The organism is Kitasatospora sp. NPDC023118 (genome assembly GCF_055560875.1).
Window position 1 is genome coordinate 54,230 of sequence record NZ_JBVHHW010000027.1, and the last position, 12,538, is coordinate 66,767.

Annotated in this window: 13 protein-coding genes; 6 read left to right on the forward strand and 7 right to left on the reverse strand. The window is 72.1% G+C overall.

All coding sequences use genetic code 11. From position 1 onward, the window contains the following. Positions 1-463 precede the first annotated feature (463 nt). The 3 genes from ACZ3UD_RS29205 (at position 464) to ACZ3UD_RS29215 (ending at position 3,468) form a co-directional block, all read left to right on the forward strand. Positions 464-1,465 (forward strand): hypothetical protein, encoded by a 1,002-nt coding sequence (locus tag ACZ3UD_RS29205; RefSeq protein WP_465594083.1) that lies wholly within the window; start codon positions 464-466, stop codon positions 1,463-1,465. A 722-nt stretch (positions 1,466-2,187) separates the two neighbouring features. After that, on the forward strand, positions 2,188-2,478 hold the full coding sequence (locus ACZ3UD_RS29210) for a hypothetical protein (protein ID WP_465594086.1): 291 nt from the start codon (positions 2,188-2,190) through the stop codon (positions 2,476-2,478). 51 nt (positions 2,479-2,529) lie between these two features. After that, complete coding sequence (locus ACZ3UD_RS29215) at positions 2,530-3,468, forward strand: ribose-phosphate diphosphokinase (protein WP_465594089.1); 939 nt, start codon at positions 2,530-2,532, stop codon at positions 3,466-3,468. Between the two features lie 109 nt (positions 3,469-3,577). Here the strand turns inward: ACZ3UD_RS29215 and ACZ3UD_RS29220 are convergent, their stop codons facing one another. Beyond that, positions 3,578-4,216, reverse strand: coding sequence for a protein-L-isoaspartate(D-aspartate) O-methyltransferase (locus ACZ3UD_RS29220; protein ID WP_465594092.1), 639 nt, complete (start codon positions 4,214-4,216; stop codon positions 3,578-3,580). 461 nt (positions 4,217-4,677) lie between these two features. Between ACZ3UD_RS29220 and ACZ3UD_RS29225 the strand changes: the two genes are divergently transcribed. Continuing rightward, the gene (locus tag ACZ3UD_RS29225; protein WP_465594094.1) at positions 4,678-5,097 is read left to right on the forward strand and encodes a CBS domain-containing protein; all 420 of its coding nucleotides are present in this window, start codon (positions 4,678-4,680) and stop codon (positions 5,095-5,097) included. A 307-nt stretch (positions 5,098-5,404) separates the two neighbouring features. On the opposite strand, the gene ACZ3UD_RS29230 is transcribed toward ACZ3UD_RS29225, so the two are convergent. The 4 genes from ACZ3UD_RS29230 to ACZ3UD_RS29245 form a co-directional block, all read right to left on the reverse strand. Then, entirely contained in the window at positions 5,405-5,854 is a 450-nt protein-coding gene (locus ACZ3UD_RS29230; protein WP_465594097.1) for a DUF7144 family membrane protein, read from the reverse strand. A 263-nt stretch (positions 5,855-6,117) separates the two neighbouring features. Beyond that, positions 6,118-7,095 carry a CapA family protein gene (locus ACZ3UD_RS29235; RefSeq protein WP_465594100.1) on the reverse strand — a complete coding sequence of 326 codons (978 nt, stop codon included), beginning with the start codon at positions 7,093-7,095 and terminating at the stop codon, positions 6,118-6,120. A 494-nt stretch (positions 7,096-7,589) separates the two neighbouring features. Next, positions 7,590-9,125 (reverse strand): DEAD/DEAH box helicase, encoded by a 1,536-nt coding sequence (locus ACZ3UD_RS29240; RefSeq protein WP_465594103.1) that lies wholly within the window; start codon positions 9,123-9,125, stop codon positions 7,590-7,592. Positions 9,126-9,488: 363 nt separating this feature from the next. Beyond that, complete coding sequence (locus ACZ3UD_RS29245; protein WP_045694210.1) at positions 9,489-9,692, reverse strand: cold-shock protein; 204 nt, start codon at positions 9,690-9,692, stop codon at positions 9,489-9,491. Positions 9,693-10,191: 499 nt separating this feature from the next. Here ACZ3UD_RS29245 and ACZ3UD_RS29250 point away from each other — a divergent pair, with 499 nt between their 5' ends. Then, entirely contained in the window at positions 10,192-10,419 is a 228-nt protein-coding gene (locus tag ACZ3UD_RS29250) for a hypothetical protein (protein ID WP_465594107.1), read from the forward strand. Positions 10,420-10,763: 344 nt separating this feature from the next. Here ACZ3UD_RS29250 and ACZ3UD_RS29255 read toward each other — a convergent pair whose 3' ends face one another. Beyond that, positions 10,764-11,420 carry an HAD family acid phosphatase gene (locus ACZ3UD_RS29255; protein ID WP_465594110.1) on the reverse strand — a complete coding sequence of 219 codons (657 nt, stop codon included), beginning with the start codon at positions 11,418-11,420 and terminating at the stop codon, positions 10,764-10,766. A 426-nt stretch (positions 11,421-11,846) separates the two neighbouring features. Between ACZ3UD_RS29255 and ACZ3UD_RS29260 the strand changes: the two genes are divergently transcribed. Further along, the gene (locus tag ACZ3UD_RS29260) at positions 11,847-12,182 is read left to right on the forward strand and encodes an amidohydrolase family protein (protein WP_465594113.1); all 336 of its coding nucleotides are present in this window, start codon (positions 11,847-11,849) and stop codon (positions 12,180-12,182) included. A 22-nt stretch (positions 12,183-12,204) separates the two neighbouring features. Here the strand turns inward: ACZ3UD_RS29260 and ACZ3UD_RS29265 are convergent. Next, a partial coding sequence (locus tag ACZ3UD_RS29265; protein WP_465594116.1) for an RICIN domain-containing protein occupies positions 12,205-12,538 on the reverse strand: 334 nt, incomplete at its 5' end.

Genomic DNA, 12,538 nt, shown 5'->3' on the forward strand with positions numbered 1-12,538 from the left:
CGTAGGGGGGGGGGGGGGGGGGGGGGGGGGGGGGGGGGGGGCGCCCCGGGCGGGGGGGGGGGGGGGGCGCCCCGGGGGGGGGGGGGGGGGGGCCGGGGCCCCCCCCCCCCCCCCCGCCCGGCAACCGCACACCGGCGGCGCCGGAATCGAACAGACCGTGCCGTACGCGGCCGCGTGGAGTCCGGGACAGCGGTCCGCACAGCACGCGCGGGACTGTTCACCGCGCTGCTGCTGTCACTGTCGGCCGGTGCGTCGTCGCTGTGCGGCGGTAGCCCCGTCCACGGCCCGGGACCCGTACCCGTCCTGCCTGGTCAGCTCACCGGCGCCCACCTGGCCGCCGTCTTCCGCGCCCACCTGGCCACCGCTCGTCGCGGCCGTGTGGCGACTTTCCGTTATCGCCACCAGCCGCTCGGATCTCCTGAGTAGCGGCCGACCGGCCGAACGAGAAGAGAACGGGGCGAGGATGAACACCGGCACCGAGCACGAGAGGTCGGCGTCCACGGAACAGGCGGACTCCTCATCGACCAGCCGCTGGCCGGCACACCGCATCCTCCACATCTGCTCCCTCGTCCTGGCGGTCGGCGCGATCGCTCTGCTCACGCTGGCCGCGCGCGGGCCGTCCACACACTCGGAGCGCTCCGGCATGCCCGGCATGGACCACGGCACGATGGCCATGCCCGGCACGGCGCCGTCGGGCGTGCCCGCCATGCCCCCGATGCCCGGTATGCCAGGCATGCCCGGGACGGCGGCCGGAGAAGGGCTCGCCACCGAACGCGACGGCTACCGCCTCGACTCCGCAGCCACCAGCCTCCCCGCCGGCCAAGCGGTGACCTACCCGTTCACCGTCGCCGGCCCGGACGGACGCCCGGTCACCGACTTCGCCGAAGTCCAGACCAAGCAGCTGCACTTCTACGCGATCCGCTCGGACCTCACCGGCTATCAGCACCTGCACCCCACGATGGCCCCCGACGGCACCTGGACCACCGACCTCGCCGCCCTCGAACCGGGCAACTGGCGCCTGTACGCCTCGTTCACACCGAACACCGGCCCCCGCAAGGGCAGTGAGTTCGTCCTCAGCCGCACCGTGGCGGTGCCCGGCCAGGCCACCCCCGTGCCGCTACCCGCCGTAACCGACAGCACCACGGCCGACGGCTACACCGTCGCCGTCCAAGGGCGACTCACCGCCGGGACGCCCGCCCCGCTCACCGTCACCATCAGCAAGGACGGCCAGCCGGTCACCGACGTCCAGCCGTACCTGGGCAGCTACGCCCACCTCAGCATCGTCCACGAGGGCGATCAGGCGCTGGCCCACCTCCACCCCGTCACCCCCGTCAACGCGGACCACGGCGGGCCGACGCTGACCTTTTACGCCCTGCTCGGCGAACCCGGCAACTGGCGGGCCTACCTGCAGTTCCAGACCGCCGGCCAGCTCCACACCGCGGCGATCACACTCCACGTCACCTGACACGCCGATTGCCGAGGAACCACCCCTGGTGTGATCAGCTCGGACGAAATCCCGCCCTGACAATGCACTCACAAGGCCCGGAAACACGTCAAGGCCGCTTCCACCTCACGATGGAAACGGCCCATGACCTGCGGTTGTACAAGTCGGGACGACAGGATTCGCACCTGACGGCGACGTCCTCGGCCGCACGCTGTGGCTCCGCCCGACGCCGTCGGCGTCACCGTCGACAACGGAGTCGTCACCCTGAGGGGCACCGTCGAGCGGAAGAGCCTGATCCCGTCATCGAGTGCCTCAGCCGCTCGGTCGACGGAGTCGCGGCCGTCCACCAGGCGCTCCACCACACGTGCGACGACAGCCACGTCGACGTCGACCACCCGTGACGAACGGCAACCACCCGTGACGAACGGCGACCGGCCGCCGGACGGGACCGGCGACCAGGGGAAGCATCGCGAATGGCGGGAGACGCAAACGAAAGGGGGGCTCTGTCCGATTCTTCGCGGAGCGTGATCACACGGTGCACGACGATCAACGCCGGCTACTCCATGTCTCACCCGGAGTCCCTCTTCCATTCATATGATCCCCACTTTCCACCTGCCGGAACCCTGCCCCGCCGGTCCGGCTGGGACACCCGGCCCACCCAGGCCGGGCCGACCAGCCACTGTCACCACCGGAAACCACCTGACAGGCTGGTGTACAGAAGGACTCGCCGGGAGGTGGCGGCCGTGATCGCAGCACTGCTCAGATGCCTGGGCCGGTTGGCGGCAGGCCCGGCCCGGGCCGCCGCACGGCGGCCCGAGGAGCCCACGCGCCGACGGAACCCGACGCGCGAGGCGTCGCACTCCGCCGACGGTTTCCCGGCCTCTGCCGTCACAGCCGACCTGGAGGACATGGAGGGGCTGCTGGTCGCCGCCCTGATGGCCGGGCTCGTCGATCCGGCGGAGTACCGGAAGTCCCTGGCCACTCTGGCCCGCGCCGACGATTCCCATCGGCCGCTCCAGGTGCCACCGTCCTGAGCCCGCCCCAACGGCGCGGCCCGGCACACCGAGACCCATCGGGAGGATGCGATGTCGAACCCGCGGATCCTGTCGGGTACCGCCCATCCCGCGCTCGCCGACGCCGTCGCGGAGGCACTCGGCACCGAGCCGGTCGAGTGCGAGGTGGAACGCTTCCCCGACGGTGAGTTGCGGCCCCTCGTCGGCCACGTACGGGGCGAGGACGTGTACGTGGTCCAGCCCACCGGCCCCGAGGTGAACGCCCACCTGGTCGAACTCCTGCTGCTCCTGGACGCCTGCCGCCGGGGAGGCGCGAAACGGGTCACCGCCGTCGTGCCGTACTTCGGCTACGCCCGACAGGACCGCCGGACCCGGGCCGGGCAGTCCGTCGGCGCCCGGGTCGCCCTCGACGCCCTGACGGCCGCCGGCGCCGAGCGGCTGATCGTCATCGACCCGCACACCCCCGCCCTGGAAGCGATGAGCGCCATCCCCGTCGAGACGCTCACCGCCGTCCCGCTGCTCGCCGGCACCCTTGCCGAGCATTCCCGCCCCGCCACCGTGGTGGTATCGCCCGACCCCGGCACCGTCGAACTCGCCGAGAACTACGGCGCGTTGCTCGACCAGCCGGTCGCCATCGTCCGCAGGACCCGCTCGTCCGGCGGCAACGCAGAGGCCGAGGACCTGGTCGGTGACGTCGCCGACCAGCCCGCGGTCGTCGTCGACGACATGATCAGCACCGGCGCCACGATCGAAGCCGGCGTCCACGTCCTGCTCGCGCACGGCGCGGCACCCGACATCACCGTCGCCGTCACCCACGCCCTGCTCGTGGACCGAGCCACCGCCCGGCTCGCGCGACTCCCGATCCGCCAACTGCTCACCACCAACACCCTTCCCCCGGGCCGCTTCCGCGCCCTGCCGCATCGCGTGCGGACCGTGGCCCCGCTGCTCGCCGAAGCCGTCGCCCTGCTGCACAGCGGCGAGCCGCTGGACACCCTTCTGATGCGCGCCTGACACCCGACGCCCGCAACCCGCCCGGCCCGTGGCTGGCCCACCATCGCCGGAGAGCCGATCCCCCGATTTCGGCAGTGCCGGGCAGATCGCTGCCGACCGTGTCCGCCGATCAAGACGGGAAGCCGTACTCGCCCTGGAGGCGGACGAACCTCGCCGGGAGGAGAACGCGCTCCCGCTCCAGCCCCGCGGCCGTCCGCCGGAAGGCCACGACGTCCTCCCGGCCGCCCGGCCCGATCGGCTGGACGAGACGGCCACCGGGCCGGAGCTGCTCGACGAGCGGCGGGGGAACGTCGGGATACGCGGCAGACACCAGTACGGCGTCGTACGGGGCGCGCCCGGGTACTCCGCGACTGCCGTCCCCGACGAGCAGTTCGACATTGCCGACGCCGAGCCGGTCGAGGTTCCGCCGTGCCTGCGCGACCAGGTCCGGCCACAACTCGATGCTCACGACATCGGCCGCGAGGTGTGCCAGCAACGCCGTCTGGAATCCGAGACCGGTGCCCACTTCGAGGACGCGCTCGTCACCGATGAGCGCCAAGCCCTCGATCATCGCCGCGGACAGCGACGGCTGTGTGGTCACCAGCCCGTGCGGGATCGGCACCGGCCTGTCCCGGTACGCGGCCCCCGCCTGCCCGGCAGGGACGAACCCTGTACGCGGGATCACGCGCAGGGCGCCGATCAGCCGCTCGTCGCGGACACCGGCCGCACGCACCGCGCGGACCAGGTCCTCCGGGGAATCCGTACTCATCCTCTGCCCCGTTCCGAAGCCCGAACTCCGCACTGCGGCCCGGCCCTTGACCACCCCAGCGGCAGACGGAGCGGTGTCGCCGGGCGCGCGCATCACTCTTCCCGACCAGTGTGGTCCCGCCCCTCTTCCGTCACCTCGGTCGACTGTCCGGCCCGCTCGCCCGCGTCGTCGCCAAGCCCTCACGGGCAGCCCGCCCGTCCGCGGATCGCACTCCACCCCACTCCTCCAGGCTCGGTCCGCGCCCTGTCGCAGGCAACCCCCTCCCCCGGGACACCGCCGATGAACACCGGCGGCCAAAGGAGGCCGCGCCGCCCGCGCCGCGCGCCCGGTATCGCCGCCCGGCCCGGATGCGCGGGGGCGATGGCGAGGACGACCCTGGAAAAGAGGATTCAACCCGAGGCGACGGTCAGCACCGGACCGGACTCTCACGCCCGGAACCACACCGCGAAGGGATGGCAGTCATGAGCACCGCGCGGGACATCATGCACACCGGGGCGATCTGCGTGCAGGAGAGCGAAACGCTGGAGGCCGCGGCCCGGCGGATGCGCGAGCTGGACGTCGGCGCCCTGCCGATCTGCGGCGCGGACGACCGGCTCCACGGGATCGTCACCGACCGCGACATCGTGGTGAAGTGCCTCGCCGAGGGCAGGGACCCGAGGACCACGACCGCCGGCGAACTCGCCCAGGGCAAGCCGATCACCGTCGACGCCGACGCCGACCAGAGCGAGATCCTGCGGCTCATGGAGGAGCACCGGATCCGCCGACTGCCGGTCATCGACTCCCACCGACTGGTCGGCATGATCAGCGAGGCCGACATCGCACGGCACCTGAACCGGCACGAAGTCGCCGAGTTCGTCGAAGCCGTCTGTGCCCCCGCCTGAAACCGCCTCGATCCGTCCTCCTCGCGGTTCGCGAGCCTCCGCCACGGCCCCGCGGAGCGGCGGGCAGACCGACGCTGAACGCCCAGACCCGACCGCGCACCCACCCCTGCCCGGCGGGGTGCCCGGCCGGGGGGACGGGCTGCCCGTCGGAGGAGCTGTGCAGCAGGCAGGGGCCGAAGGTGGCCGGGGGGCGGCGGGAGGGCGAACTCGGGGCGGGCCTCGGCCTTGAGCATGGCCTGGTCGCGGGAGGCGGCGGCCTCGGGGTCGGTGACGCGTTCACCACCGTGGCCGTCGCCAGTGAGGTCGGCTATCGCGGCGCGGCCGCGTGCTCGTGCCTGCCCCAGTGCACACAGAGCGCGTAGATCGCCAGGATGTCCAGCACGATGATCAGCACCGACCAGAGCGGGTAGCTGGCCACCACCCACATGTGCGAGAAGGCGTTGAGCGACAGCACGACCAGACCGACCCAGCGCGCCAGCTGGCTGCCGGCCAGGATGCCGGCCGCGATCAGGGCCAGCAGGATCCCGAGCACCAGCAGGGTCCAGCCCCAGGCCCGCAGATCGCCCACCACGATGTGGGCACCGTCGACGAAGACGTGCGACCGGTTGATCGCGGCAACGCCGTTCAGGCCGTTGAAGAGCGCCAGGATGAACACCAGCACACCGGCGAAGGTCACCATTCCGCTCGGGCAGCAGTGGCGCATCGCGGGCTTCTCGCTCGCACCGGTCGTCGAGGAAGAGGAAGCGGGAGACACCATGGGACACCTCCAGTGCGGTCTCGCCCGTCCCCCGGTTGATGGGTGACGGGGACTTCCGCCGAGTGGCTCCTACGGACCAGCCTAGGACCGCACCACGCGGGGGGCACGGCGTACCCGGCTCAGCCGGCCGCCCGCGCCTGCGAGACGCCGGCACAGCGCACGACCACCGGCACAGCGCACGACCAGAGGCCGGCTCCTCGGTCATGCGGCACGGCTGCGCGGGGCGACCCGCCGAGGTTGCCCGACGGGTGCGAGCAGCCTCCTCACCCCCAGGTGACCGTCAGCCGTCCGGCCCGCTCGCCCACCTCGGTACCGAACTCCGCGCAGGCGGTGGTGAACCGTTCGCGGATCCACTCCCACTCCTCGCCCCGGGCAAGGCGGGTGTGGCAGTAGTCGAGGGCCAGCGGCACCGCCTCCAGACGCACCGGCGCCGGGCGGTCGGCGTCGTCCAGGACCACCAGGAACAGCAGGCCGAGGTCGTTGCGCAGCTCCGGGTCGACGGCGTAGTCGTCGATGAAGTCGCCCAGGTCGTACAGGATGCGGTCGGCGACGCCGTGGAAGACGTGGGCGGAGTGTCCGGCGACCAGCGTCGCCCCGGCCGTCAGGAGCTCCGATGCCGCCGTGCGCACGTGAGCCGGCGGGCGCGAGGTCATGTTGGGGCCCCAGTGCGGGGTGACCAGCACCGCGTCCGCTTCCCCGGCGGCCCGCGCCACCAGGGCGCTGAGCCAGGCGGGCACGCCCGCGTGCAGGTCGGCCCAGGCCACACCGGCGCGCCCCGGCCCGGCCGCGTACTCCTTCGGGTGGTCGGTGGCACCGACCACCGCCACCCGCACCCCGCCGGCCTCCAGCACCGCGAACTCCCGGGCCTGCGACACGTCCCGCCCGGCTCCGACCGCGCGGACGCCGGCGCGCTCCACCAGATCACGGGTGTCGGCGAGGGCGTCGAAGCCGTAGTCCAGGGCGTGGTTGTTGGCCAGCGTCACGCAGTCCACCCCCAGCTCGGAGAGGACGGTGGCGGCAGAGGACGGGGCGCGGAAGAAGAACGGCTTGTCCGGGTTCGGCCAGCGCTCCCCCCGACCGGAGATGCAGCACTCCAGGTTGAGCACGACCAGGTCTGCCTCCGCCAGTACCCGCCGCACCTCTGCGGACAACAGCGTCCGCGCAGCCGGTGCGCGCCGCAGTTCCTCGGCGACACCACGCCCGAGCATCGTGTCACCGGCCAGTGCCAGCGTCAGCGCCATCCGACACCACGCCCGAGCATCGTGTCACCGGCCAGTGCCAGCGTCAGCGCCATCCGGCATCACCGCCCGACGAGATGCTCGGCCGCGATCGTCACCTGCCGGGTCGACCACCACCCGACGGCCGCCGCACCGCGCCCGGTCTGCGCCGCTCGCGGTCCGCACGGCCCCACTCCCCCAGCCTCGGCCCGGGCCCCGCCGCCCGCAAGCCCGCCTCGGAATGCCGCCGTACCGCCCGCACCGCGTACCCGGCGCCGGCGGACCGCCAGGATGCGAAGCCACCATGACGCCCCTGGAAGAGGAGGGCTCCTCCGCGGAGCCGGGGCGACCGGCGCCTGCCCGGGCCTCACGCGCAGCACCCACACCAGGAAGGGGATGGCGGTCATGAGCACGGCTCGGGACATCATGCACGCCGGGGCGTCCTGCGTGGTTGTGAACGTGCCGACGACTATCGCGGTCGCGGGCCCGGTCCGCACCGCGAGCCGGGCCCGTCGGTGCTACGCGGCGAGGGTGGCGCGCCTGGGCTCCCGGCGGCGACCGGAGGCGCCCTGGGTGTCGCGACCGGAGCCGGCCCGGGTGTCGCCTGCGGTGTAGGCGGGACGGCCGCGGCGGGCGCGACTCGTGGACGGGCTCCGGCGCGGCCGCTCGACAACGGGGTCGGGGATCACGGTGGGGATGCCCGTGGGCACGCGGGCGCCGGTGATGCGGGCCAGGTCCTCGCCGCCGGCGCTGACCCTGGTGGTGACGGGGGTGATGGCGGCCGTTGTCATCAGGCGGGCCATCGCACGGCGCTGGTTGGGCAGCACCAGCGTGACGACGGTGCCGGACTCGCCGGCCCGGGCGGTGCGGCCGCCCCGGTGGAGGTAGTCCTTATGGTCTGCCGGCGGGTCCAGGTTGACGACGAGGTCGAGCCCGTCGACGTGGATGCCGCGGGCGGCGACGTTGGTCGCGATCAGCGCGGTGACCTGACCGGTGCGGAACTGCTCCAGGGTGCGGGTGCGCTGGGGCTGGGACTTGCCGCCGTGCAGGGCGGCGGCCTTCACCCCGTTGGCGAGCAGGTCCTCCACCAGGCGGTCCGCGCCGTGCTTGGTGTCGATGAACATGATCACCCCGCCGTCACGGGAGGCGATGTGGGCGATCGTGGCGTTCTTGTCGTAGTTCTGCACGTGCAGGACGTGGTGCTCCATGGTGCTGACCGCTCCTGCGGACGGGTCCACCGAGTGCGTGACCGGGTCCTTGAGGAAGTTCCGCACGAGCCGGTCGACGTTGCGGTCCAGGGTGGCGGAGAACAGCATCGTCTGGCCGCCTTCGGCGACCTGGCCGAGGATCTCGGTGACCTGCGGCAGGAAGCCCATGTCGGCCATCTGGTCGGCCTCGTCGAGCACGGTGATGCCGACCCCGTCCAGCTGGCAGTCGCCGCGCTGGATCAGGTCCTTGAGCCGGCCTGGAGTGGCCACCACGACCTCCACCCCGCGGTTCAGCGCCCACGCCTGGCGTTTGATCGGCACCCCGCCCACCGCGGTCGCCATCCGCAGCTGCACCGCGTGGGCGTAAGGGGTGAGGGCCTCGGTGACCTGCTGCGCGAGCTCGCGGGTGGGGACCAGCACCAGGGCCAGCGGGCGGCGCGGCTCGGCGCGCCGACCGGCGGTGCGAGCCAGGACGGCGAGGCCGAACGCGATGGTCTTGCCGGAGCCGGTGCGGCCTCGGCCCAGCACGTCGCGTCCGGCCAGCGAGTTCGGCAGCGTCGCGGCCTGGATCGGGAACGGCGCAGTGACGCCCCGGCGGGTCAGCACCGACAGCAGCGCCTTCGGCATGTCCAGCTCGCCGAAGGACTCGACGGCCGGCAGTGCCGGGGTGGTGCTGACCGGCATCTCGAACTCTCCCTGCGCAGACGAGCCCCGGGCGGCGCCCCGATCGGAGGTCCGCCGGCCTCCGGCGGGCCGGGCGCCGTGGAAGGAGCCGCCGCCGGAGCGGGAGCCTGCGGTGGAACGGGAGTTGGCGTTCTGGTACGAGGAGCGACCGGAGCGGCTCATGCGGAGAAACCTTCCTCAAGGCGGCACGTCGCGAGGAAGATTCCGTGGCACGGGGCGCCGGCGGAGACCGCAAGGAAACGGGCCGAAGGTGACGGGTGGAGCGCGCACGGCAGAACCGTGCGGCACCTCACCCACGGTCGGCGCTCACCACGCAGCGTGGGAGCGAGGAACGTAGAACCGTGAACCGTCACGGCGAGACGCCGATCCGGACGCGCCGCTGTGCGTCTCGCGTGGAGATGGCCGCCGGCGGCGGAGCCAGGGGGCCCGAACGGCCAGGGGGTGCGCCGTGGCGCGATGCCGAAGGGCCCGCACCTGTACGCGGTGCGGGCCCCTCGCTGCTTGGCGGGTGCCGTGGCAGGAAAACTACAGCGGACGAATGTTCTCGGCCTGCGGGCCCTTCTGGCCCTGCGTGACGTCGAACTCGACCTTCTGGCCCTCAAGCAGCTCACGGAAGCCGTTGGCGTTGATGTTCGAGTAGTGGGCGAACACGTCCGGACCGCCACCCTCCTGCTCGATGAAGCCGAAGCCCTTTTCCGAGTTGAACCACTTCACGGTGCCATTAGCCATAAAAATCTCCTTCAGAGGCTGTCCGAAGCGCGCACAGCGCGGGCTTCGAGTCGCCGCGATGAGCACCCACCCGGGGAAGAGCCGGGAAACAAAAATGCGCCTGCGATACATCAGCAGGCGCACACAAAGTTCATGGGAACCACTACTGCAACTAATAACGACTGTAGCAGGCCCGAGCTCGCTGCGGGTGGATATTTCACCCTCAGTTTCGGAAAAGTGTCCCCGAGGCCGCGAGCCCCGAGCCGTCACGTCCCTCAACGAGCCCTGGGAGCAAGCCGGTTGGCATGGCCGTGCGCCGTCCGCGCCGCCGCCCCGGGAGGGCGATTCCAGCGGGCACGGCGCGGCCGGCCCGCGCGGCGACAGCGCCGCGCAGGCGATGTGCCCCGCCCGCCGGCGCCGTCCTGGGCGCACTGGACCGCGCATGCGGCATTCCGCCCTGCCCGAACTCGAGTGCGCCGAAAGGGACCGCTCCCGCGGTTTCCGGCGCATACTGGAGGGGATGACGAAATTTGCAGCAGTCCGCCGCCCCCTGCCCAACAGCCCCTTCAAGGCCCCGGTGGAGGCGCCGCGCAAGCACTTCGCGGTCGGCGACCGGGTCACCCATGACAGGTACGGCCTCGGCCGGGTCATCGGCGTCGAAGGTGACGGCGACATCGCCGTGCTCGTCGACTTCGGATCACGGCAGGAACGCATCGCCCCGCCGTACAGCGCGATGTTCACACTCTGACGAGGATTCGGGCAGGGGGTGCCGAGTCGGCGCCAGCCGAGGTGGCCGAACAGGGCCGGGTCCAGCTTCTGGGAGAGGCCGGGCGGCGAGGAACCGCACCGCTTCCACAGATCTCCATGCACACGCCGGTGATGCGCGAGACGGCGAGGAAGGACCGAGCGAGCACGACGACGCACTCGCCAGCAGGGGCGTCGACCATTCGGTGCCACTGACCGGCCGAGGAAGCGGACCGGCCACGTGCCCGCCGGCATCGCCCGGAGGACCGACGGCTCACCAACGGACGCCCGAAGAGTCGGACAGGTGAGGAGTCGCACCCCGGGCGATGCTGCGGCCCGTCCTCGTGGTCAGGAGAGCAGGCCGTTGTAGTCCGGCAGCTTGAAGGCCTGCTCGGCGTGGCCGCCGTCGAGGTCGGTCCAGTTGTTGCCGACGCTGGCGATGATCGTGTAGCCCTCGTTCTCCACCTTGATCCGCTCGTTCGTCTTGAACTGCTGGACCGGCTCGAAGAGATCGCCCATGTCGCGCCCGCGCAGCTCGTCCACGGTGTAGCCCGCCTCGCTCAGGCTGTGGCGGGTGATCGGGTCGATGAAGTCCAGCCGCGCGGTGACGAAGATGACCGCGACTCCGCGTGAGTGGGCGTACTGCGCCAGCTGCACGACCGGTGCGATGCCCGGCATCGTGAACGGGTGGAAGTGCGTCGCGAGCGTGGTGTTGTCGATGTCGAACACGATCGCGAGGCGCTGACCCGTGGGTTTGGCCGTGCGCTGCTCGACGTATGCGCGGGCCGGCGCGATCGCGGTGCTCACGTCAGTCAGCCACTGCGCCTCGGTCACGGTGCCGGCGCTCGCGGTGCCGGCGCTCGCCGGGGCGGTCATGGCCGGAGCGACCGCCGCCGGAGCAACCGCTGCCGGGTGCGCCGGAGCGGCGATCGCGGGGGCGGCGAGGCCGGTGCTGATGGCGACCGTCAGGGCCGCGGTGGTGGCGAACTTCGCCTTGATGCTCATGTCTGGGATTCGGCCTTTCTTCTGCCGAGGCGTCGACCGGCTTGTGGTGCGGCGCTCGGGGTCGTGCAGCGCCAGTGAGTCGGCTGTGCGGGGCGGTGCAGGACACTGCGTGAAGGGACGGCTTCGGGGTGCCACCAGGAGATGCCGGTGCAGCCCGTTGGGCCACTAAAACTAGAGCTAGTAGTTTTAGCTCGGCATGAACGTACACCAGCCCGCGTTCACCGTCCGACGCGGGGGGTGGGGGCAACACTAGGCGGGGGTGCGACACCGAGAGCTGAGGTCTCGCCAGTTGTGGTGCTGGGTCCGCAGGTTGTTCAGCGTTTCCTCGGAGCCGCGGATCAGGATGGTGAGGCCGGTTTCGAAGCCGCAGCCCGGTGCGTGGTGGACCCGCCGACCACGCAGAGCCCGGCGACTGCGGACGACCCGGTGCCCGTCTCCCGAATCGCAGCCGCGGAAGGACTCGGACCGAACCGGGGCCCGGCCTGGCGATCCCGCAGCCACGACGCCCACCGTCTCCTCACCCTCGCCCACGAGCACAGCGGCGGCCTCCCGGCCACCTTGACGCTCGGCCAGGCAGTCCAGTCGCTGTCCACCACCCCGGCCCGGCTGCTCAGCCTGAGCGACTCGATCGGCTCGCTGGAGACCGGCAAGCTCGCCGACCTGGTCGTGGTCGACTCCGGGAGTCACGACCTGGTCGCCGTGGTGCGCCGCGGCCGCTGGGCCGTCGGCGGCGAGAAGTTCGGCCCGGTCAGGCAGGCCTGACCGGGCCGAACACGGAGGGAAACTAGGAAACGCTCCACTGCTGGTTGGTCTTGCCGTCGGCGCAGGTCCACTGGATGGCCTGGGCGCCGTCGGCAGTGGAAGCTCCGGTGACGTCCAGGCACTTGCCGCTGTTGACGGAGACCAACCGGACGGCGGTACCGCCCGGCACGGGCACCAGGTTCCACTGCTGGTTGGCGCTGCCGGTTCCGCAGGTCCACTGGATGGCCTGGGCGCCGTCGGCAGTGGAAGCTCCGGTGACGTCCAGGCACTTGCCGCTGTTGACGGAGACCAACCGGACGGCGGTACCGCCCGGCACGGGCACCAGGTTCCACTGCTGGTTGGCGCTGCCGGTTCCG